Source organism: Streptomyces griseus subsp. griseus, assembly GCF_000720255.1.
Classification (GTDB): domain Bacteria; phylum Actinomycetota; class Actinomycetes; order Streptomycetales; family Streptomycetaceae; genus Streptomyces; species Streptomyces griseus_I.
In genome coordinates, this window is record NZ_JOJE01000004.1 from 214,649 (window position 1) to 235,340 (window position 20,692).

General features: G+C 71.6%; 14 protein-coding genes. 7 read left to right on the forward strand and 7 right to left on the reverse strand.

Annotated features, from left to right (window positions below; all coding sequences use genetic code 11):
• Positions 1-15: 15 nt before the first annotated feature.
• Complete coding sequence (locus tag IG99_RS08210) at positions 16-2,391, reverse strand: SpoIIE family protein phosphatase (RefSeq protein WP_037671356.1); 2,376 nt, start codon at positions 2,389-2,391, stop codon at positions 16-18.
• 218 nt (positions 2,392-2,609) lie between these two features.
• On the opposite strand from IG99_RS08210, the gene IG99_RS08215 reads away from it, so the two are divergent.
• On the forward strand, positions 2,610-5,705 hold the full coding sequence (locus IG99_RS08215; RefSeq protein ID WP_037671359.1) for a glycoside hydrolase family 2 TIM barrel-domain containing protein: 3,096 nt from the start codon (positions 2,610-2,612) through the stop codon (positions 5,703-5,705).
• Positions 5,706-5,772: 67 nt separating this feature from the next.
• Here the strand turns inward: IG99_RS08215 and IG99_RS08220 are convergent, their stop codons facing one another.
• Positions 5,773-6,339, reverse strand: coding sequence for a cysteine hydrolase family protein (locus IG99_RS08220; RefSeq protein WP_037671361.1), 567 nt, complete (start codon positions 6,337-6,339; stop codon positions 5,773-5,775).
• Between the two features lie 226 nt (positions 6,340-6,565).
• On the opposite strand from IG99_RS08220, the gene IG99_RS08225 reads away from it, so the two are divergent.
• The 5 genes from IG99_RS08225 to IG99_RS08245 all read left to right on the forward strand — a co-directional run bounded on the left by IG99_RS08225 (position 6,566) and on the right by IG99_RS08245 (position 12,068).
• Positions 6,566-8,806, forward strand: a complete 2,241-nt coding sequence (locus tag IG99_RS08225) for a glycoside hydrolase family 9 protein (RefSeq protein WP_037671363.1) — start codon at positions 6,566-6,568, stop codon at positions 8,804-8,806.
• Between the two features lie 166 nt (positions 8,807-8,972).
• Positions 8,973-9,251: a hypothetical protein gene (locus IG99_RS08230; RefSeq protein ID WP_037671364.1), complete on the forward strand. Its 279-nt coding sequence runs from the start codon at positions 8,973-8,975 to the stop codon at positions 9,249-9,251.
• Between the two features lie 103 nt (positions 9,252-9,354).
• Positions 9,355-9,600 carry a hypothetical protein gene (locus IG99_RS08235; RefSeq protein ID WP_037671366.1) on the forward strand — a complete coding sequence of 82 codons (246 nt, stop codon included), beginning with the start codon at positions 9,355-9,357 and terminating at the stop codon, positions 9,598-9,600.
• Positions 9,601-9,603: 3 nt separating this feature from the next.
• Positions 9,604-9,981: a hypothetical protein gene (locus IG99_RS08240; RefSeq protein ID WP_037671368.1), complete on the forward strand. Its 378-nt coding sequence runs from the start codon at positions 9,604-9,606 to the stop codon at positions 9,979-9,981.
• 440 nt (positions 9,982-10,421) lie between these two features.
• Positions 10,422-12,068: an RICIN domain-containing protein gene (locus tag IG99_RS08245; RefSeq protein WP_037671371.1), complete on the forward strand. Its 1,647-nt coding sequence runs from the start codon at positions 10,422-10,424 to the stop codon at positions 12,066-12,068.
• Positions 12,069-12,084: 16 nt separating this feature from the next.
• Here IG99_RS08245 and IG99_RS08250 read toward each other — a convergent pair whose 3' ends face one another.
• Together IG99_RS08250 and IG99_RS08255 are read right to left on the reverse strand one after the other, a co-directional pair.
• Positions 12,085-13,251: a lactate 2-monooxygenase gene (locus IG99_RS08250; protein WP_037671372.1), complete on the reverse strand. Its 1,167-nt coding sequence runs from the start codon at positions 13,249-13,251 to the stop codon at positions 12,085-12,087.
• 76 nt (positions 13,252-13,327) lie between these two features.
• Positions 13,328-13,912: a hypothetical protein gene (locus IG99_RS08255; protein ID WP_037671375.1), complete on the reverse strand. Its 585-nt coding sequence runs from the start codon at positions 13,910-13,912 to the stop codon at positions 13,328-13,330.
• 323 nt (positions 13,913-14,235) lie between these two features.
• Here IG99_RS08255 and IG99_RS08260 point away from each other — a divergent pair, with 323 nt between their 5' ends.
• Positions 14,236-14,667: a subtilase-type protease inhibitor gene (locus IG99_RS08260; RefSeq protein ID WP_037671378.1), complete on the forward strand. Its 432-nt coding sequence runs from the start codon at positions 14,236-14,238 to the stop codon at positions 14,665-14,667.
• Between the two features lie 154 nt (positions 14,668-14,821).
• On the opposite strand, the gene IG99_RS08265 is transcribed toward IG99_RS08260, so the two are convergent.
• Genes IG99_RS08265 through IG99_RS08275 form a run of 3 tightly spaced genes read right to left on the reverse strand, consistent with a single transcriptional unit; the run spans position 14,822 to position 20,665 of the window.
• Complete coding sequence (locus IG99_RS08265; RefSeq protein ID WP_037671381.1) at positions 14,822-17,638, reverse strand: NHLP bacteriocin export ABC transporter permease/ATPase subunit; 2,817 nt, start codon at positions 17,636-17,638, stop codon at positions 14,822-14,824.
• Position 17,639: 1 nt separating this feature from the next.
• Complete coding sequence (locus IG99_RS08270; RefSeq protein ID WP_037671383.1) at positions 17,640-19,862, reverse strand: NHLP family bacteriocin export ABC transporter peptidase/permease/ATPase subunit; 2,223 nt, start codon at positions 19,860-19,862, stop codon at positions 17,640-17,642.
• A complete protein-coding gene (locus tag IG99_RS08275) occupies positions 19,859-20,665 on the reverse strand; it encodes an HlyD family efflux transporter periplasmic adaptor subunit (protein WP_037671385.1) in 807 nt (268 codons plus the stop codon). The genes IG99_RS08270 and IG99_RS08275 overlap by 4 nt, the downstream gene beginning before the upstream one ends.
• Positions 20,666-20,692: the final 27 nt, after the last annotated feature.

Below are 20,692 nucleotides of genomic sequence, written 5' to 3' on the forward strand. Positions count from 1 at the left end.
CCGGCCGGGAATCACTCACTCCTCGTCGAGCAGCCCCAGCTCGGCCCAGATCGTCTTGCCCTCGGTGTGATGCCTGCTGCCCCAGCGCTGGGTGAGCTGGGCGACCAGCAGCAGCCCCCGGCCGCCCTCGTCCCACGTCTTGGCGCGGCGCAGATGCGGAGCGGTGTGGCTGGTGTCGGAGACCTCGCAGATCAACGTGGCCGGGTCGTGGATCAACCGCAGCCGGATGGGGTGGGAGCCGTACCGGATGGCGTTGGTGACGAGCTCGCTCACCACGAGCTCGGTGGTGAACGAGGCCTGGTCCAGCTCCCAGACGGCGAGCTGCTCGACCACCTGCTTGCGGATCGGGGCGACGAGCGCCGGATCGGCCGGGATGTCCCAGGTCGCCACCCGGGACGCCGACAGCCCCTGGGTGCGCGCCAGAAGCAGGGCCACGTCGTCGGCGGCGCCGCCCGTGGGCAGCAGGCTGTGCACGATCCGGTCGCAGGTCTCCTCGAGGGAGTCCGCTTCGGCCGCCAGCGCCTCGCACAACAGCGCGTGTCCCGTCTCGAGGTCCCGCTCACGGGACTCGATCAGCCCGTCCGTGAAGAACGCCAGCACCGACCCCTCGCGCAGGTCCAGCTCGGCCGACTCGAACGGCAGCCCGCCCAGGCCCAGCGGTGGACCGGAGGGGAGGGCGACCTGCCGGGGCGCCCCGTCCGGGGGGAGCAGTACCGGCGGCGGATGGCCGGCGCGGGCGAGGGTGCAGCGCCGGGACACCGGGTCGTACACGGCGTACAGGCAGGTCGCGCCGACCTCACCCGGACTGCCGTCGGCGCCGGCCTCGTCGGACAGCCGCAGGACCAGGTCGTCGAGGTGGGTGAGGAGCTCGTCGGGGGCCAGGTCGATGTCGGCGAGGGTGCGCACGGCGGTGCGCAGCCGGCCCATGGTGGCGGAGGCCTGGACGCCGTGGCCGACGACGTCCCCGACGACCATGGCGACCCGCATCCCGGACAGCGGGATGACGTCGAACCAGTCGCCGCCCACCCCGGCCCGGGCCGCCGGAAGGTAGCGCGAGGCGGCCGTGACGGCGGCGGTGCGCGGGAGGTTGCGGGGGAGCAGGCTGCGCTGGAGGGCGAGGGCGGTCTCGCGCTCGCGGGAGAAGCGGCGCGCGTTGTCGATGCAGACGGCGGCCCGGGCGGTGATCTCCTCGGCGAGCAGGACGTCGTCGGGGGTGAACGGGTCGGGGCGCCGGAAGCGCGTGAGGATCGCGACACCGAGGGTGGTGCCGCGAGCCTGGATCGGCACGGACATCGTGGAGTGGATGCCGTACTCCGCGATCCGCCGGTGGCGGGCCGGGTCCCGGGCCGGCCACTCGTCGAGGTCGCGCGTCGCCGTCGACGCCACGATCGCGTGCCCCGCGATCAGTGAGTCGGCCTGCGGCGAGGGGGTGGGGTAGACCTCGGTATGTCCCAGTTTGACCACGGCCTCGGGGCTGCCCGGGTTGACCGAGGTGTGGGCCACCCGGCGCAGCGAGATCGGCGCGCCCAGCTGCCCGGTGGCCGTCTCCGCGCCCTGCTCCGGCGGGTCCAGCAGGTCCACGCTGACGAAGTCGGCCAGCGCCGGCACGCAGACGTCGGCGAGTTCCTGGGCCGTCCGGGTGACGTCGAGGGTGGTGCCGATGCGGACGCTGGCCTCGTTGACCAGCTGAAGCCGCTCCCTGGCCAGGTACTGCTCGGTGAAGTCGTGGGCGGCGACGCACACGCCCCGCACCCGTCCGTCGGCGTCCGTGACCGGGGAGATGCGGGCCAGCCACGCCGCGACGAGGCCGTCACCGCCGATCGGCAGGTAGGAGCGCACGTCGTGCCCCCGGCCCGTGGTGAGCACGCGGTGCATCTGGAGCTCGAAGTCCGCGCTCTGCCGCCGGCCGTCGAGGTCGCGGACCCGCAGGCCGCGCAGGCGCTCCTCGGGAACGCGCATGACCTCGGCCATGGGCGCGTTGATCCGGTGCAGGCGCAGCCGCTCGTCGAAGATCGCGATCGCGCAGGGTGACTGCATCAGCTCGACCCCGGACAGGGGGTCGTCCGGCGGCGGCGGTGCGGGGGTCTCGAGCGGGCTGACCACGAGCCGGCCGCCGCCGTCCGAGGGCTGTCGGAGGTGGACGAGGACCCAGGCGGAGACGGTGTGGCCGTCGCGGTGCCGCAGCGCCAGCTCGCCGTTCCAACGGCGCTCGTCGGAGGGGATGGCCGGCGCGTCACCGGCCAGCAGGTTCACTGCCGGACGGCCCATGACCTCCTCGGGCGTCCAGCCCAGCAGGCGGCGCGCGCCCTCGTTCCACTCGACGAGGAGTCCGTCCGCGTCGACGAGGGCCCGCGCCGTGGCGGCATCGTCGTACGGGTACACCGTGCTCATCGTCGCCACTCCATCGCGCGCACTCACAGTGATCAGGTGTCACCGCCATCCCAGCCTAGTGCGTACCCGTCCTCAGCGAACGTCGGCCCTCCCCAGCACCCGGCCCGAGGAGGGTGCGCTCTTGACGGACACGTGTGGCACGTCGTCAGATTCTGTTGGTTCACGATCAGTTGTGAGTACTTATGGGTCCTGATGAACCCTGACGAGGGAGAGCCGCCATGTCAGTCACTCGCAGATCGGTTTTGATCGCCTCCGCCGCCGCCCCGGCCGCCGGATCGCTCCTGGCCTCCGCCCCGGACGCGACCGCCGCCGAGTCCACCCGTGACTCGCCCGGCCGCCGCACGGTCCCCCTCCGCGACGGCTGGCGCTTCGCGCTGGTCGACCCGGGCGGGATCACCGACCCCACCGGCGCCTACGCCGGCGCAGCCGACCCCGCCTACGACGACTCCGCGTGGCGCGAGGTCGCGATACCGCACGACTGGAGCATCGAGCAGACCCCCACCACGCGGTACGGCACGACCAGCGGCACCGGGTTCCTCCCGGGCGGCCTCGGCTGGTACCGCCTCGCCTTCACCCTGCCGCCCGCCCTGGCGGGCCGGCGGATCTCGGTGGAGTTCGACGGCGTCTACATGGACTCCTTCGTCCACTGCAACGGCACCGAGGTCGGCCGCCACCCCTACGGCTACACCGGCTTCGCCTTCGACCTCACCGACCTGGTGCACACCGACGGCACCACCGAGAACGTCCTCGCGGTCAAGGTCCAGAACCAGCTCCCGAGCAGTCGCTGGTATTCCGGCAGCGGCATATACCGCGAGGCCCGCCTGGTCGTCACCGAACCGGTGCACGTGGCGCGCTGGGGCACCCATGTCACCACGCCGGAGGTCACCGTCGACCGGGCCCTCGTGCGGGTGCGGACGTCCGTCGTGAACGAGACCGGCACCGCGGCGGACGTCGAGGTCGTCTCCCGGATCACCGACCGCCGCGGCCGCACCGTCGCCCGAACGTCGTCCACGGTCGCCGTCACCGACGAGGCCGCCGAAACCCACGAGCTCACCGTTCACAGACCTCGGCTGTGGGACTTCGCGGCCCCGCACCGCTACACCCTGCACACCGAGCTGCGGGTCGGCGGCACGACCACGGACACCTACCGCACCCCCTTCGGTGTCCGCACCTTCCGCTTCGACCCCGACGACGGCTTCTCCCTCAACGGTGTCCACACCAAGATCAAGGGGGTCGACCTCCACCATGACCTGGGTGCCCTCGGCGCCGCGGTGAGCATCGACGCGATCCGCCGACAGATGACGATCATGAAGTCGATGGGCGTCAACGCCTTCCGTACCTCCCACAACCCGCCCTCCCGGGAGATGGTCCAGGTCTGCGAGGAGCTGGGCATCGTGATGATGGTGGAGGCGTTCGACTGCTGGCGCAGCTCCAAGACGCGGTACGACTACGGCCGGTTCTTCGACGAGTGGTCCGACCGGGACATCGCGGAGATGGTGCTGGCCGCCCGCAACTCGCCCGCGGTCGTCATGTGGTCGATCGGCAACGAGATCAGTGAGTTCACCTCCACCGCCGGGCTCGGTATCGCTGACCGGCTCATCGCCCAGGTCAAGGCGCATGACGAGACGCGGCCGATCGTGATCGGCTCCCACCGGCACCGCAGCGTGCCCGCGCCCGGCTCCCCGGGTGACCTGATCCTCGCCAAGCTCGACGGTCTCGGCCTCAACTACAACACCGCCCAGTCGGTGGACGCGCTGCACGCCCGCTACCCCAAGCTGTTCCTCTTCGAGTCCGAGTCGTCGTCGGAGACCTCGGCACGCGGCGCGTACCAGGAGCCCCAGCACCTGAACACGGGAGAGAACCACACCCCCGGGAAGCGTGCCACCTCCTCGTACGACAACAACCTCGCCTCCTGGACCATGAGCGGCGAGTACGGGCACAAGAAGGACCGCGACCGGAAGTGGTTCGCCGGGCAGTTCCTGTGGTCGGGGATCGACTACATCGGGGAGCCCACGCCGTACGACGTCTTCCCGGTGAAGGCGTCGTTCTTCGGCGCGGTCGACACCGCCGGCTTCCCGAAGGACATGTACCACCTGTTCAGGAGCCAGTGGACCGACGAGCCCATGGTCCATCTGCTGCCCATGACCTGGAACCACGCGGAGGGCGACACGGTCGAGGTGTGGGCGTACGCCAACGTCGACAGCGTGGAGCTGTTCCTCAACGGAAAGTCCCTGGGCACGAGGAAGTTCGACCGGAAGAGGACCGTCGACGGGCGGGAGTACCTGGAGACCACCGAGGCGACCGGCGACGACAAGACCTTCACCGACGGCCCCTACCCCGGCAGCTACACCAGCCCCAACGGCAGCGCGGGCAAGCTCCACCTCACCTGGCATGTGCCCTATCGGCCGGGGGAGTTGAAGGCGGTGGCCCGTCGAGGCGGCAGGGTCGTCGCCACGGACGTCCTGCGCACCGCGGGGAGGCCGCACGCGGTACGGCTGTCCGCCGACCGCACCTCCGTCGCCGCCGACGGCCGTTCGCTGGTCTTCGTGACGGCCGAGGTCGTCGACGTCCGTGGGGTGGTCGTGCCCGACGCCGAGCATCTGATCGCCTTCGACGTGACCGGCGGATCGCTCGCCGGCCTCGACAACGGCCGCCAGGAGAGCGCCGAGCGCTACCAGGCCAGTACCCGAACCGCCTTCCACGGCAAGGCGCTCGCGATCGTTCGCGCCGGCACGGAGGCGGGGGCCCTGAAGGTGACCGCACATGCGGAGGGACTGCGGGCGGGCACCTCCGCCGTCCGTACGACCAGCGCCCGCTCGGCGGCGACCACGCCCGCGCCCGACTTCGCTCCGGAGCACCCGGCGCCGGTGAACTACCCCCATGCGGACGCCAGTTACTCCGGCCGACCGGACACCCTGCCCACCGCCGTACTCGACGGCGACCCGGCCACCGGCTGGTCCAACGGTTTCCTCAAGGCCGCGACCGCCCTGCTGCCCGCCTTCGGCGGCGCCCGGCCCGAGGACTGGATCACCGTGGACTGGGGCCGGACGCGGACCTTCGACCGGCTGGAGGTGTCCTTCACCGTGGACGCCGGGCACACGCTGCCCGCGAAGGTCGAGGTCGCCGTCTGGGACGGCCGCGCGTACCAACCGGTCACGGGCGCGGCCGTCGACTGGGCCACCGCCTCGGACGCACCGACCATGATCACCTTCGACGCGGTACGCGGCTCCCGGCTGCGGCTCACCCTGACCAGCGGCGCACCGGGCACCCCGCAAGGGGCCGTCCGCGTCAGCAAGGTGGAGGCACCGGCCTGACGGCAGGGGCGTCCATGGCTCAGGCCCGGCAATGACGGGCCTGAGCACCATGGACGCCCGGCACGCCTCACCCCGCGTCGGCCGCCCCGAACGTCACGTTCGCCGTGTCGACGGTGCCCGCGCTGCGCCCGGGCGCGCTCTGCCAGGACCAGTACATGTTGGTGTGGGCTATCACCTGTTCCGGGGCCGGAGCGCCGTACTCAGTGAGGTCCTCCGTGGTGTGCGCGTCGCCGACCAGCGTCACGTCGTACCCCCGGACCAGGGCGCCGTGCAGGGTCGAGCGGATGCACGCGTCCGTCTGCGCCCCCGTGACGACGACCCGGCCCACCCCGTGCTCGGCGAGCACCGCCTCCAGCGCGGTGCCCTCGAAGGAGTCGAACCAGGTCTTGTGGACGAGGGGTTCGGACTCGAGGCGGACCAGCTCCTCGACGTACTGCCAGTCCTCACTGCCGCGGACCAGCTCGCCGTCGGAGTGCTGCACCCAGATCACCGGCACGTCCTGAGCGCGGGCCGATGCGATCAGGGTGCCGATGTTCGCGATCACCTCGTCGCGGCGCGGTGCGCCCGCCAGCACGCCCTTCTGGACGTCGATGACCAGCAGGGCGGTGTTCTGCCTGTCGGGCAGGGTGGCCACGGGGACCTCCTGTTTCTGGTTGTCGCGCGGTGAGTTCTTCGGTGAGTTCTTCGTGAGGCCCCACAGTAGGTCCCGCCACTGACAACGGCCCGGCCCACGCTCCACCCCCTGAAACCGTCGCGTCCGGACCGTTGACGGGGTGTCACCAAGCGAACCAGCATGGCCCCGTCCGTCTCTGGGAGCGCTCCCACAGAGCGTCCCCCGCACCTCCCCGAGGAGCCCAGACGTGAAACGACGCAGAACCGCCCTGCTGTCCCTGACGGCCCTGCTCGCCACCGCACTGAGCGCACTCCCCGCGCAGCAGGCCGGGGCCGACGAGGTCGAGCAGGTCAGGAACGGCACCTTCGACACCACCGCCGACCCGTGGTGGACGAGCAACGTCACCGCCGGCCTCTCCGAGGGCCGCCTGTGCGCCGACGTGCCCGGCGGCACCACCAACCGCTGGGACGCCGCCGTCGGCCAGAACGACATCACCCTGGTGAAGGGGGAGTCGTACCGCTTCTCCTTCAAGTCGTCAGGCGCGCCCGAGGGCCATGTGGCTCGGGCACTGGTGGGGTTGTCCGTGTCGCCGTACGACACCTGGTACGAGGCGAGCCCGGTGCTGAGCGTGTCGGGCGACACCTACAGCTACACCTTCACCTCACCCGTCGACACCACCCAGGGCCAGGTCGCCTTCCAGGTCGGCGGCAGCGCGGACCCCTGGCGGTTCTGCGTGGACGACGTTTCCCTGCTGGGCGGGGTGCCGCCCGAGGTGTACGAGCCCGACACCGGCCCGCGTGTCCGCGTCAACCAGGTCGCCTACCTCCCCGCCGGTCCGAAGAACGCCACCCTGGTCACCGACGCCACCACCAAGCTGCCCTGGCAGCTGAAGAACGCGCGGGGCGCCACCGTCGCCCACGGCTGGAGCATGCCGCGCGGGGTGGACGTCTCCTCCGGGCAGAACGTCCACTCGATAGACTTCGGCGCCTACCGAAAGAAGGGCACCGGCCTCACCCTCGTGGCCGACGGCGAGACCAGCCGCCCGTTCGACATCGGCACGGCCGCCTACGAGAAGCTGCGGCTGGACGCGGTGAAGTACTACTACACGCAGCGCAGCGGCACCCCGATCAGGGACGATCTGCGCCCCGGCTACGGAAGGCTCGCCGGGCACGTCGACGTGGCCCCCAACCGGGGCGACTCGGCGGTGCCCTGCCAGCCCGGCGTCTGCGACTACACGCTCGACGTGAGGGGCGGCTGGTACGACGCGGGCGACCACGGCAAGTACGTCGTCAACGGCGGCATCACCGCCTGGGAGCTGCTCAGCACCTACGAACGCTCCCTGCACGCCCGCACCGGGCACCCCGCGAAGCTCGGCGACGGCACCCTCGCCCTCCCCGAGAGCGGCAACAAGGTGCCGGACATCCTCGACGAGGTTCGCTGGGAACTGGAGTTCCTGCTGAGGATGCAGGTGCCCGCCGGAAAGCCGCTGGCCGGCATGGCCCATCACAAGATCCACGACGAGTCCTGGACCGGGCTGCCGCTGCTGCCGAGCGACGACCCGCAGAAGCGCGAACTGCACCCGCCGTCCACCCAGGCGACCCTGAACCTGGCCGCCACGGCCGCGCAGGCCGCGCGCCTGTACCGCCCCTACGACAAGGCGTTCGCGGCGAGGGCGCTGACCGCGGCCCGCACGGCCTGGGCGGCGGCGCTCGCCCATCCCACCCTGTACGCCGACCCGAACGACGGCACCGGCGGCGGCGCCTACTCGGACACCGACGCGACCGACGAGTTCTACTGGGCGGCCGCCGAGCTGTATCTGAGCACCGGCGAGAAGCAGTTCGCCGACCACGTCCTGAACTCCCCCGTCCACACCGCCGACATCTTCGGCCCCGCCGGCTTCGACTGGGGCCGGACGGCTGCGGCGGGCCGCCTCGACCTCGCCACCGTCCCGAACGGGCTCCCCGGCCGGGACAAGGTCCGCGCCTCGGTGGTGAAGGCCGCCGACAGGTACCTGGCCACCCTCACCGCACACCCGTACGGCATGCCGTACGCGCCCGACAACAACCTCTACGACTGGGGCTCCAGCCACCAGGTCCTCAACAACGCCGTGACCGTGGCGACCGCCTACGACATCACCGGTGCCTCGAAGTACCGCGACGGCGCCCTCCAGAGCATGGACTACCTCCTCGGCCGCAACGCGCTGAACATGTCGTACGTGACCGGGTACGGCGAGGCCAACGCCCACAACCAGCACAGCCGTTGGTACGCCCACCAGCTCGACCCGAAGCTGCCGAACCCGCCCGCGGGAACCCTCGCCGGCGGCCCCAACTCGAGCATCCAGGACCCCTACGCCCAGCTCAAACTCAAGGGGTGTGTGGGCCAGTTCTGCTACATCGACGACATCCAGTCCTGGTCGACGAACGAGACCGCGATCAACTGGAACGCGGCCCTGACCCGGATGGCGTCCTTCGTCGCCGACCAGGCCTGAAACCGAGGGTGAGAGTTCGGTAAAAGCGCCGTGATCTTGCGGCACTTGTCCGCTATTATCCCCTCTGACCTGCGCTGACGCGAACGATCGCGACCCTCGCGCCTGTTGACGACGGTGCGGGGGTCGACGATATTTCGCCGGGATTTGTAAGCAGCGGGTTGCGGGGATGACGGAACGCGACGCATGGCTGAAGGCCCTGGCCAGGTGGAGCACGGCCTCCGAGACCGACGCCACGGCCGCCTGCCCGCACTGCGGGCGCGGCGAGGTGCGCCTGCGGTACGTCGTCGATCCGGACAGCCGCGTCGGCTTCGCCCTGATGTGGTGCGACGCCTGCGGGCACGGGATCAGCGTCTCCCGGGTCCGTGCGCCTGAGGGCGCGCCGGTCCGGTCGATCGACGACGCGACGGCCACGGAAGGGGTGCCGGAGTTCACTCGCGTCGAATGAGACGCGTGCCGGGAGGGGTGCGGTACCGATGGTCGGTACCGCGCCCCCTCGGGTGTGACCTGCTCGTATTTACGCGTAAGTACCCGAGCGGTACCGTTGCCCCATGCCAGCCCTCAACGTGGAGTTCAGCGATCGCGAGCTGGAGGACCTGCGGCAGATCGCCAAGGAACGGGGTACGTCGATGAAGGCCCTCGTCCGCGAGGCGGCCGCGGCCGACATAGCCCGGCACCGGGCGCTGCAGGAGGGCGCGAAGGCGTTCCGGCGGTTCTTCGCGTCCCACGCCGACGAGTTCGCGGCCGCGTTCCCCGACGACGAGCCGCCCGCCAAGAGCGAGGGGCGGGTCGCCTGACCGATGGCACCCGTCCTCCACATCGACGTGCCCTGGCTGCTCCAGCGCCACGAAGAGGTCCTGCCGGACCAGCCCACCATCAACGACTTCTCCGCACTGGTCGCCGCCGTCGCCCGGCACCGCGTCGACCCGCCCCGCCTCGGCGTGGACTCCGACCCCGCCTGGCGGGCCGCCGCCCTGCTGCACACCCTCACGCTGCTCAAGCCCCTGCCGTCGGCCAACGCCCGCTTCGCCTGCGCGACGGCGGTGGCGTACATGTTCGTCAGCGGCGTCGGCATGGACCCGCCCTACGGCGCCCTCGTGGACCTGGCCCGGGACCTGCTCGACGGCAAGACGGACGTCTACGGCGCGGCGGACCGGCTGCGCTCCTGGCAGATCTGAACGCCGAAGCGGGGACACCCCCCTAGGGGCCGCCGGCCGAGGGCGGGAGGAGCAGGGCCGACGGCCCGTTTCGCGCAGAAGAGCCGCCGTCCTGCGCGGGGCTCCCGAGGATGGGCCGGTCTCAGTGGACTACGCCCGCCCGCGCCCCGACACCGTGCGCGCCGCGCCGGTGAGTGCGCGTGTTTCACACGGGGCGCGCGGGTCACCGAAAAGTGCCGCCCGGGGGAGGAGTTGGCCATTGGCCCGGAATATCCTTCAGTGATCGGATGTTAGGTCAAGCGCCTTGTTGTGTGTGAACAAGTTGTGCAAAGGTGAACCACCCGTGGGGGGCAATGGCCGGGTCTCGTGCGTCCGGCGGTGACTCGAATCAGTATCGCCGTCGTGATCGCATGCCCCTCGCGCCTCGCGCCGCACAGGTACGTACCGAAGGAATCCGCTCAGTGCCCACCCCCCATCCACCCCGCCCTTCCTACCCCCCGCCGGGCGGGGCGTCCGGAGAGTCCGACGACTCCCTCGCCGCCCGTACCCGCGGCGGCCCGGACGACGAGGTCGCCCAGGCGACCGCCCTCCTGATCACCCGGCACTGGCAGCCCGCGCACGAGTACGCGGTGATCTGCCTCGCCTCCTCCTCCGGCGTCGCCGCCATGGTCACCACGGCCGCCTTCCACCAGGTCCTCGACCGCCTGACGCTCGGCGAGCCCGGTGCCGGCCTGCGCCCCCGACTCCTGGTGGGCGTACGGGACACCGTCCGGCTCTGGGCCGCCGAGGACCGCATATCCGGCGTCCTGCCGGAGCTGCAGAAGCCGGCCGGCGGCCGCGGCATGCGCACGGCCAAGTCGCTGACGCCGGAGAACCGCCAGCTGACGGAGCGCTCGTTCAACGGCCTTGCCCATCACGCCCGGGCCATGCTGTGGCACGTCGAGGTCGAGTCCGAGCCCCTGACCGTCCCCGCCGGACTGCTGGGCCTGGACCCCGCCACCGCGGCCGCCGCCCTGGAAGAGGCACGGGACAAGCTCCGCGAGGGTCTTGTCCGCGCCCACCGGGACCTCGCCCCGAGCAAGGACTGCCGCTTCTACAACCGGCTCCTCGACGTCCCCATCCGCCGCGGCGGCGCCCTGCTGCCCGACGTCCAGCAGCATCTGACGGACTGCCGCTACTGCCGGGCCGCGGCCGAGCAACTCGGCCACTTCGAAGGCCGCTTGGGCATCCTCCTCGCGGAGGCGGTGCTCGGCTGGGGCGCCCGCCGCTACGTCGAGTCGCGGCCGGGCCGAGACCAGCAGCAGACGGTGCGTGTGCGCGGCGCCCGCCACCGCGGTGGACGTCCGGGCGGGGCAGGCCGCCGACTCCTGTCCCGCATCCCGTCCCCCGGCCGCCGTCTGCCCGGTGGTCCCAAGGCCCCGCGCGCCCTGCTCACCGGGGTGGGCCTCGCCTCGGCCGGGCTGCTGACCACCCTGCTCGCCGCCGGGATGTGGTCCGACGACGGAGGTGCCGACCCGGCCGCCTCCACCAGCGCGGCCGGCGGCCGCGGCAGCGCGCCGGACACCGACTCCGCGACCCCGCCGGCCGAGGCGTCGACCCCGCCCGACACCGCCCAACTGCCCACCGCGACCCACCAGACCCGGCTGCGCAACGTCGCCGCCGACCTGTGCCTCGACGTCCGGGGCGACGCGAAGGAAGGGGCCGCGACCGAGCTGGCGGTGTGCTCCTCCGACTGGACCCAGCAGTGGTCGTACGGGGAGGACGGGCTGCTGCGCAGCGTGGCCGACCCCGAACTGTGCCTGGACTCGCACGCGGACGCCGGTGTGGTGATCCTCGGAGAGTGCGCGGACGAGGGCGACAAGCGGGCCGACGACGTCCGCTACGAGCTCACCGCCCGGGGTGAGCTGCTGCCCCGCTGGGACGACACACTCGCCCTCGCCTCCACCACCGAGGATCCCGGCGCCGACGTGGTCGCCAAGGTCCGCGACAACTCCGCCGGACAGCGCTGGGTGACGGACGCGGCATCGGCCGGCCCCGGTTCCCTCTCGATCGCCGGGACGGAGACGCCCGCCGCCCGGCCGGTGGAGCTGGCGGACCGCACGTCGTGAGCCGAGACGACCGGCGTCACCGCTCCTCGACGAGGTCGGTGACGCCGACCGTGGCAGGCGTGGCGTGCCCGGACAGGGCCAGGGTGAGGTCGAACTCGGCGAGCAGGCATCGGATCACATGCTCCACGCCGGCCTGCCCGTCGAGCCCCAGCCCGTAGACGTACGGCCGGCCCAGCAGCACCGCCCGCGCGCCGAGGGCGAGCGCCTTGAAGACGTCGTCGCCGGTGCGCACCCCGCTGTCGAACAGCACCGTCAGCCGGTCGCCGACCGCCTGCGCCACCCGGGGCAGCGCGTCGGCCGCCGCGACGGAGCCGGCCACCTGCCGGCCGCCGTGGTTGGACACCACCACCCCGTCCATACCGGCATCGGCCGCCAGACGCGCGTCATCGGGGTGCAGAACACCCTTGAGGACGATCGGGCCGTCCCAGTGCTCCCGCAGGAACGCCAGGTCAGGCCAGGTCTTGCCGGGATCCGCGAAGAGTGAGACGAAGTGCAGCACGGCCGCGTTCGGATCCTCGTGCACCGGCTTGGCCAGACCGGCCTGGAAGGCGGGGTCCGAGAAGTAGTTGGCGGTGCCCACGCCGTGCAGGAACGGCAGATAGGCCTGGTCGAGGTCGCGCGGGCGCCAGGCGAGCAGCGGGGTGTCCAGCGTGACGACCAGCACCGTGAACCCGGCTGCCCGGGCCCGTCCGAGGAAACTCCGCGTCACCTCGCGGTCCTTGGACCAGTACAGCTGGAACCAGCGCTCGGCGTCGCCCATCGCCTCCGCGACCTGCTCGATCGGCGTACTGGAGGCCGACGACAGGACGTACGGCACGCCCTGAGCGGCGGCGGCACGGGCGGCGGCGGACTCGGCGTCCGGATGCATGATCGACAGGACGCCGACCGGGGCGAGCGCCAGCGGGGCGGGCAGGGAGCGGCCGAGCACCTCCACCGAGAGGTCGCGTTCGTGCACGTCCCGCAGCACGCGGGGCACGATCCGACGACGTTCCAGGGCGGCCCGGTTCGCCCGCGCCGTACTGCCGTCGCCTGCGCTGCCCGCCACATAGCCGACCGGGCCCGGGCCGAGCCGCTGCTCGGTGAGCTCCTCCAGCCGGGTCAGATCGGTGGGCAGCCGGGGCACCGTGCCCGACATCCCGTTCAGGTAGATCTCGTACTGGAAGTCCGCCCAGTGCTTGGCCACCGTACGTCCCGCCTCTCGTCCGTCGAGCACGCCACCGCACGGCGACCCTACCGGCCGGTAGGCGGGGTCCGATCAGTCACTCAGCCTCGTCCGGCCGGTCCGCCTCCTTCGTTTCCTCCTGCTCCTCCTCCCGCTCCGTTTCCGTGTCCGGTCCCTGCGCCCGGACCCGCTGGACGTGTTCCAGGGAGTCCCGCAGCTCGGTGAGCCAGTCGTCGGTGTGCCGCTGGACCAGGCGGACGCACCAGGCGAGGGCGTCACTGCGGCTGCGGGCGACACCGCCGGCGATGAGGGTGTCCAGGACCTGGCGCTCCGGCTGGCGCAGCCGGGTCATCACGGGCGCGGCGACATGGGTGAACAGGGCGCGCTGCCCGTCACAGACCACACCCCAGGAGACCTTGCGGTCGAACCGGTGCTCGGCCTCGCGCGCCACCGCCATCCGGGCCTCTCGGGTGCGCTCCCGGAACTCCTGGACGCGGCTTCGTACGGCCGCCTCCCGCTCGGCTCCCGAGGCTCCCTCGGTCAGCCGGGGTTCGGGAATGCGGCCGATCACGGTGATCTCCTCGCGGTCGACCGTCACTTCGGTCAGTTCCTCGAAGAGGTCGTCGGGAAGTCGGCCCGCGAACCATCCGCGCAGTTTCTCGCGCTGCTCTGTCGTAATCATGTAATGACGATTACTCGCACCGAGCATGAACACAAGGGGGTGCGAAGGAGTCAGCCGTGAGCGGAAGCGGAATGTTTCAGGACGATTAACGAGCAGGTGGAAACCGGCCATCCGGCCCGCCCGGAGGATCGAGAAGCGCTTGCTTTCGGCGTTGGAACGTTCGAACTATGTGACTTCACGCCACTGATTCAATACACAAGGTTACTGAAACCTGTGGGGTCGATGTGAGTTTCGGCGATGGACTCGGCAGACTCGCGCTCGCCGCTCCGGCACCGACCGAGCCGGACCGGCGCACCCTCGAAGCAAGCGGAAGGATGCACACAATGCGGAACACCGCGCGATGGGCAGCGACTCTCGGGCTTGCGGCCACCGCCGTATGCGGCCCCCTCACCGGACCCGCCCTCGCCACCTCGTCCTCGCCGACCTCGCTCTACGCTCCCTCGGCACTCGTGCTGACCGTGGGGCACGGAGACAGCTCGGCCCTCGCCACCCCGGCCCGCGCGGTCACCCTGACCTGCGCCCCCAGGCCCTCCGGCACCCACCCGGCCCCGGACCTGGCCTGCGCCGAACTGCGCGGCGCCGACGGGAACTTCGACGCCCTGGGCAACGCGGACGGCATGGCGTGCACCAAGCAGTACGACCCGGTGGTCGTCACCGTCGACGGAGTGTGGCAGGGCCGGCGCGTCTCCTACGAGCGCACCTTCGCCAACGAGTGCGTGAAGAGCTCCTACGGGATCAGTCTCTTCGCGTTCTGAGACCGGGGTCGCGATCTCCCGTGATGCCGTGAGCGGCCCGCAACTGGGGAGTGCGGGTCACTGACGCGAGGGGCCGTCGCGATCTCGCACCAGGGGCCGGACGGGCGGAGTGGGGCCGCCCGTCCGGCCCCTGGAACCATGTCCGCGCCCGCTCCTACGCCATCTGCCGCCGCACCAGCTCGTGCAGCCGACCGCCCGTGTCCGCGAGGAGCTGTGCGGGCGGACCCTGCTGGGCGACCTTGCCGTTCTCCATGACGATGACCCGGTCGGCGTCGAGGACCGTCGACAGGCGGTGCGCGATGACGATACGGGTGGCGTTGAGCTTGCGGGTGGACTCGATGACCGTGCGCTGCGTCTCGTTGTCCAGGGCGCTGGTCGCCTCGTCGAAGAAGAGGATGCGCGGCCTGCGGATGAGGGCCTGCGCGATCATCAGCCGCTGGCGCTGCCCGCCGGAGATCGCGCCGTTGCCGCCGACGATGGTGTGCAGTCCCATCGGCATCCGCTTGATGTCCTCCGCGAGCCCCGCCATCTCCGCCGCCGCCAGGGCCTCCTCCGGCGTGTACGGCTCGGTGCCGCAGATGACGTCCAGGATGGAGCCGGTGAACGGCTGGGCGTGCTGGAGCACCACACCGCACTGCCGGCGCACGGCCGACTGGTCCAGCGCGGCCAGGTCCTGACCGTCGTAGAGCACGCTGCCGGAGACCGGCTTGTCGAAGCCGATGAGCAGCCTGAGCAGCGTCGACTTGCCGCAGCCACTGGGGCCGACGACCGCGACGAACTCGCCGGGCCGCACGTCGAACGACACGTCGTCCAGGACCAGGGGACCGTCGTCGGAATAGCGGAACGACAGGCGGCGCGCCTCGATCGCGCCGGACAGCGGTCCCGGCCGGGTGCTGGCGGTGCGTACCTCGGGCGTGGCGTCCAGGACCGGCCTGATCTCCTCGAACAGCGGCAGCGCGGCCACCGCCGAGACGAACGCGCCGGTCAGCTGGGTCACCGAGGTGAGCAGCATCGTCACCGACGTGTTGAAGGTGAGGAAGTCGGCCGCCGACATCGTGCCCCGCGCCGGGCCCGCGAGCAGCATGAACATCAGCAGGGAGCACAGCGGCAGATAGATCGCGCCCAGCACCGTGTTCAGGTTCTTGATCCGGCCCAGGCGCTGCTGGAGCTCACGGCTGCGGGCGAACTCCGAGGCCCAGGCCGCGTAGGCGTAGTTCTCGGCGGCGGCCACCCGCAGCTTCGGCAGGCCGCGCAGGGTCTGGAACGCCTGGTTGTTCAGCTTGTTGCTGAGCACCACCAGGCGCCGCTGCCAGCGCACCTGCCACAGGCCGAGGCCGAGGAACACACCGGCGATCACCACCAGCATGCCGATCGCAGCCATCGCCATCGGCACGCTGAACCAGAGCAGCAGGCCGAGGTTCATGGCGCCGACGGTGACGGACTGGGCGACCGACGGGCCGAGGCCGGCCAGCAGTCTGCGGATCGCGCTGATCCCCATCGCGGCACTGGCCAGCTCACCGGTGGAGCGCTCGGTGAAGAACTTCGTCGGCAACCGCAACAGCCTGTCCCACACGGCCGGTTGCAGCGTCGCCTCGATCCGGCCCTCCAGCCGCAGGATGGTGAGGTTCTGCAGCAGCATGAACGCGGCCGCGACCAGGCTGCTGACCATCACGGCCAGACAGACCTGCACGATGAGCCCCTGCTGCGCCTTCGGCACGTACTCGCCGAGCACCTTGCCCGTCGCGACCGGCACCAGCGCCCCGATCGCCACCGTCACCAGCCCGCTCAGCAGCAGGTTGGTGACGTCCCCGCGGGTGCCGCGCATACTGAACCGCAGCAGCCGCAGCGGGCTGAGCCGGCGCTCGGGCAGCGGACGGTAGAACATCACCGCGCGCGGCTCGAACTCCTCCGCGTTGGCCTTCTCGACCGGAGTCTCCCGCCCGGTCGCCGGATGAACGGCGACATAGCCGCCGCGCCGCCACAGCAGCGCGACCGGCGCCCCGGACAGGGCCCGGTGCCCCACCAGCGGCCCGACGTTCTCCCGCCACCAGCGGCCGTCGAGCCGTACCGCCCGGGCCCGCACCCGCGAGGCGAGGGCGATCCGCTCGACCGGGTCCAGCCGGTCGCTGTCGGCGCCGCTCTGCGCGGGCTCGGCGAGCGAGATCCCGGCCGCGTCGGCCACCAGCTTGCAGGCGGCGAACGTGGCGTCCGCGTCCGCGGCCGTCGTGCGCTTCGCCGAGCGCTTGCCGATCGCGGCGATCAGCGTCCGGTCGGCCTGCGCACGGACCGCCTCGCCCGCCTTGATACCGGCGGCCGTCCGCGTCTCGTGGGTACGCTCAAGCTGCTCGATCCAGCGGTCCAGCGTGGTCAACAGGCGGTACTGCTGGTCGACCATGGTCTGCCAGACCGCCGGGTCCATCAGCAGGTCGGCGGCCGCCTCCGCGCCGTACAGCGAGCCGTACTGGACGCTGCCCGGCGGCACCTGCATCCAGAACACGTCGTCGTCGGTCATCTCCGCGGCCCGCTCGGTGGCCATCGGCGCCTGGAAGAGGATGGACAGGCTGCGGCCGACGCCCAGGGCGAGGGCGTACTCCAGCGGGCTCGTCGTCGGCGGTACGTACTGGGGGTTGCCGTACTCGTCGTAGGACCAGGTCTGGGTGTCCGCGGGCTGGTACAGCTCGCGCAGGCCGATGCGGTGCACCACGCAGTCCCTGAGCGGGCGCGCCACGAGGGTGTGCTGGGGCCCGGCGACCGGGCCGAGCAGCAGTGAGCCCGCCTCCAGGCGGCCGAGGTGGTGCCAGTGGCCCTGCTGCCCGGCGTCCACCGCGAACAGGTCCATGGCTCCGGCCGCGACCAGCCACACCACCTGTGGACCTTCGAGGTCGAGGCGGTTGAAGCCCGTGCAGTCCATCCGGGTGCCCAGCGAGCCGAGGGCCCCCAGGACGAGGTCGCCATCCTGATGGGTCGTCATCTCACCGCTCCCTGACCAGCGCCGCGTACGCGCCGCCGCGCGCCACCAGCTCCTCGTGCCGGCCGCGCTCCACGATCGTGCCGTGCTCCAGGACGACGATCTCGTCGCTGTCGCGCACGGTGCTGAGGCGGTGGGCGATCACCACACACGCGCAGCCGCGCCGGCGCAGGTTGTCCATGACCACCTGCTCGGTCTCCGCGTCCAGCGCGCTGGTCACCTCGTCGAGGACGAGGATGCTGGGCCTGCGCACCAACGCCCGGGCGATCTCCAGGCGTTGGCGCTGTCCGCCGGAGAAGTTGCGGCCGTCCTGCTCGACCCGGCTGCGGATCCCGCCGGGCCGGCGCGTCACGACGTCGTACAGCGCCGCGTCCCGCAGCGCCTCCACCACGGCGTCGTCCGGGATCGACGGGTCCCACAGCGCCACGTTGTCGCGGACGCTGCCCTCGAAGAGGAAGACGTCCTGGTCGACGAAGGAGACGGAGGCCGCGAGGGCCCCGCGCGGAATGTCCTCCAGGCGCTGCCCGTCGATACGGATCACGCCCTCCCACGGCGTGTACAGGCCCGAGATCAGCCTGGACACGGTGGACTTGCCGCTGCCCGAGCCGCCGACCAGCGCGACCTGCTGTCCCGGGCCCACCGTCAGGTCGAAGCCGGACAGGAGGGGCTTGTCCAGCGGGCTGTAGCCGAACTCGATGTTCTCCAGCTCCACGTGCCCCTGGAGCCGGCGCGTGGACTCGACGCCGCCCGAGCGGCCGTAGAGCGGGTCCGCCTGGAAGTTCTCCACGTCCTTGAGCCGGGCCACGTCCGCCGCGAAGTCCTGGATGCGGCCGGCGACACCGTTCAGGCGGGTCAGCGGAGCGGTGAAGCGGGTGACCAGTGCCTGGAAGGCGACCAGCAGGCCCACCGAGATGTGGCCCTCGATCGCCCGCATCCCGCCGATCCACAGGATCAGCGCGCTGTTCAGTGCCGCGAGGGTCGGCGCGACCACGCCCAGCCAGGCACTCGGCACGCCGAGCCGCTGCTGTTCCTCCAGGGTGGTGGCGTGCTGCCCCGCCCACTTGCGGAAGTAGCCGTCCTCGCCGCCGGTCGCCTTCATCGTCTCGATCAGCTGGAGACCGGTGTACGCCGTGTTGGTGAGCCGTGCGCTGTCGGCGCGCAGCTTCGCCGTACGGGTCGCCCGCAGCCGTATGACCACCCGCATGGCGACGATGTTGAGCAGTGCCACGCCGATGCCGACGTACGTCAGCTGCGGGTCGTAGGTGTAGAGGAGCACGGCGTACAGCACGACGACCACCGCGTCCACGCCCGCCGCCGCCAGGTCGCGGGCCAAGGTCTCGGCGACGGCGTCGTTGGACTGGAGGCGCTGGACCAGGTCGGCCGGGCTGCGCTGGGAGAAGAAGGTGACGGGCAGCCGCAGCAGATGGCGCAGGAAGCGGGCGCTGGAGAGCGTGGAGGAGATGATGCGGCCGTGGTGCAGATTGGCCTGCTGCAGCCAGGTCAGCACCAGCGTGAGCAGCACGCACGCCCCCATGGACGTGAAGAGCACGCCCAGCAGCGAGGTCTGACCTCCGATCAGGAACATGTCGATATAGGTACGGCTCAGCGCGGGCACGGCCGCGCCGACCAGCACCAGCAGCAGGCTCGCCAGTACGGCGGCGGGCATGGTGCCCGCGGTGCCGCGCAGTCGGGCCGGCATCGCGCCCAGGATCCCGGGTCGGCGTCCGCCCTTGCTGAAGCCGTCGCCCGGCTCCAGGACCAGCACGACTCCGGTGAAGCTGCCGTCGAAGTCCTCCATGGGGACGAAGCGGCGGCCCTTGCCGGGGTCGTTGATGTAGACCCCGCGCCGGCCGAAGCGGCGCCCCATACCGTCGTAGACGACGTAGTGGTTGAACTCCCAGAAGAGGATCGCGGGCGCCTTCACCTCGGCGAGGGCGGCCATGTCCATCTGCATGCCCTTGGCCGTCAGGCCGTAGCTGCGGGCCGCCTTCAGCAGGTTGCTTGCACGCGAGCCGTCGCGCGAGACGCCGCAGGCGATGCGCAGCTCCTCCAGCGGCACGTGCCTGCCGTAGTGGCCGAGGACCATCGCGAGGGAGGCGGCGCCGCACTCGACGGCCTCCATCTGGAGCACGGTGGGGGTGCGGACGGCCTTGCCGCGGCTCTTGGGGACGGTGCGTTTGGGCGGGGCGGCGCGGCGCCTGCTCCGGGGCTCCTGGGCGGTGGTCACGGCAGCAGCCAATCGACGGGACGCTCGTCGGCCAGCCGGATCGAAGCCGTGGCCATGGTCATGGAGGTGAGGGTGTAGGGAGGTCCGTCAGCGGAGGACCACTTGTAACCGCTCTTCGTCGTCGACGACGTGTCGAGGCGTACCAGCACGGCCACCGGGCGGCCCTTCTTGGTGAACTGCTCGCCCAGCTGGCTGTCGCCGAGGAACGCGGAGATCTGCTGCGCCGACTGGGCGGCGCGGTCCACCGACTTCACATGGCCGCGCAGCACGCCGTACTGCTGGGTCGGCACCGTCTGGACCGTCAGGTCGACGGCGGCGTCGTCGGGGATGGTGGAGGCGTTCTCGGCGGGGACGTAGACCGTCGCGTAGAGCGGGTCGTCGGCGTGCGCCACCTTCTCCACGGCGGCGACGTTCGCGCCGGTCTGGATGATCTGGCCGATCGTGGCGGCCAGCGCGCTGATCCGTCCCGCGGCGACCGTGCGGACCACGGTGTCGCCCTCGCTCGTACGGACCTTCAGCACGGGGGCGTTGGCCGGCAGCCGCTGGCCCTCCTTGGCGAGGATCGCCGTGACCTGGCCCGCGACGGGGCTCTGCAGGAGGTAGCTGCCCTCCCCGTGGGTGAGGACGGCGGGCGCGCTCACGGTGGAGGCGACCGAGCCGGTCACCGCCCACATGGACGCGGCCGCGAGGGCGATCAGCGTCACCGACAGCACCAGCCAGCCCTGTGGGCGGGCGAAGCGCACCGGGAGATCGAGCTCCTCCGGCGACTGGAGCTTGGCGAGGGCCTGTTGGCGGAACTGCACGGGACTTTCCCTCACCTGACGAGAGAC